The organism is Candidatus Streptomyces philanthi, from assembly GCF_059553635.1.
Genome location: NZ_JCANQV010000594.1, coordinates 1 through 1,451, shown reverse-complemented (window position 1 = coordinate 1,451; position 1,451 = coordinate 1). Strand labels below are relative to the sequence as shown.

General features: G+C 76.5%; 1 protein-coding gene. It reads left to right on the top strand.

All coding sequences use genetic code 11. The annotated features are described in order from the left end of the window. Positions 1 to 86 precede the first annotated feature (86 nt). Positions 87 to 1,115: a zinc-dependent alcohol dehydrogenase family protein gene (locus tag AC51EU_RS30485; protein WP_496270326.1), complete on the top strand. Its 1,029-nt coding sequence runs from the start codon at positions 87 to 89 to the stop codon at positions 1,113 to 1,115. The last annotated feature ends 336 nt before the right edge of the window (positions 1,116 to 1,451 follow it).

The window sequence follows — 1,451 nt, the reverse complement described above, 5'->3', positions numbered from 1 at the left end:
CGACGGCGGACTCCTCGATCGCGGCCCCGGCACGCACGCCCCGGGGCGCGTTTGCCGGTCCCGTCGGCGGGTCGCAGGCTGGAGGCATGGTGCGCACGGGGGTACCCGAGGCGCTGACCGGGTGGGCCGTCGGGCGTCCCGGTCCGGTGGCGCAGGGCCCGCTGGTGCCCGTGCGGCGGGCCGTGCCCGTGCCGGGGCCGGGTGAGCTGCTGGTGCGGGTGGAGGCGTGCGGGGTGTGCCGTACCGATCTGCATCTGGCGGAGGGGGATCTGCCGCCGCACGGGCCGTCCGTGGTGCCGGGGCACGAGATCGTCGGGCGGGTGGCCGCCGCCGGGGAGCCGGTCGCGCGGTTCCGGGCCGGTGACCGGGTCGGCGGGGCGTGGCTGCGCGCCACCTGCGGGGAGTGCCGCTACTGCCGTTCCGGGCGGGAGAACCTCTGCCCTCGGTCGCGTTACACGGGCTGGGACGCGGACGGCGGCTTCGCCGATGCCGCCCTCGTCCCGGCGGACTACGCCTACGCGCTGCCGGAGGAGGCGGACGCCGCGCATCTGGCGCCGCTGCTGTGCGCCGGGATCATCGGCTACCGGGCGCTGTGCCGCAGCGCGCTGCCGCCGGGCGGGCGGCTGGGGATCTACGGTTTCGGCGCCTCGGCCCATCTGGCCGCGCAGATCGCCCTGGCCGAGGGGGCGACCGTCCATGTGCTGACCCGTTCGGCGCGGGCCCGGGAGCTGGCACTGCGTCTCGGCGCGTCCTCCGCGGGCGGCGCCTACGACCGTCCGCCGGAGCCGCTGGACTCGGCGATCCTTTTTGCCCCGGTCGGTGATCTGGTGCCGGTGGCGCTGGAGGCGCTGGACCGTTCGGGCACCCTGGCCGTGGCGGGCATCCATCTGACCGACATCCCCGTGCTCGACTACCGGCGGCATCTCTTCGAGGAGCGGAACCTGCGCAGTGTCACCGCCAACACGCGCGAGGACGGCCGGGAGTTCCTGGAGAAGGCGGCGCGGGCCGGCGTCCGGGTCACCGTCAGCCCGTATCCGCTGAGCGACGCGCCGCGGGCGCTGGCGGACCTGGCGGGCGACCGGGTGCACGGCGCCGCCGTGCTCGTCCCGGGCTGACCTCCCGCCCTCCGGGGACGCGGCCGGCGCGTCCGGAGGACGGCTCACCGGAACAGCCGCCGGCGACCGCCCCGGTGGGCCGCGTCGGCGCGGTCACAGTCCGGGAAAGCCGTAAAGTTCCGAAAAGCCGATCTGCTCCTTTTTCGTGGCACACCTCCCCGAGGGGGCCTCACCGTGAACGCAGCGTTTCCGGCCGCGGCCGGCGGCACCACGACGTCCCCGCCTCCGTCGCCCGAGGAGGCGGCCCCGGTGCGCATCCTCCGGATCAACGCGGGCCTGAGATGCGACGGCGTGAGGCCCGCGGCACCGACCCGCGCGCCGCGCAGGCCGTCGACC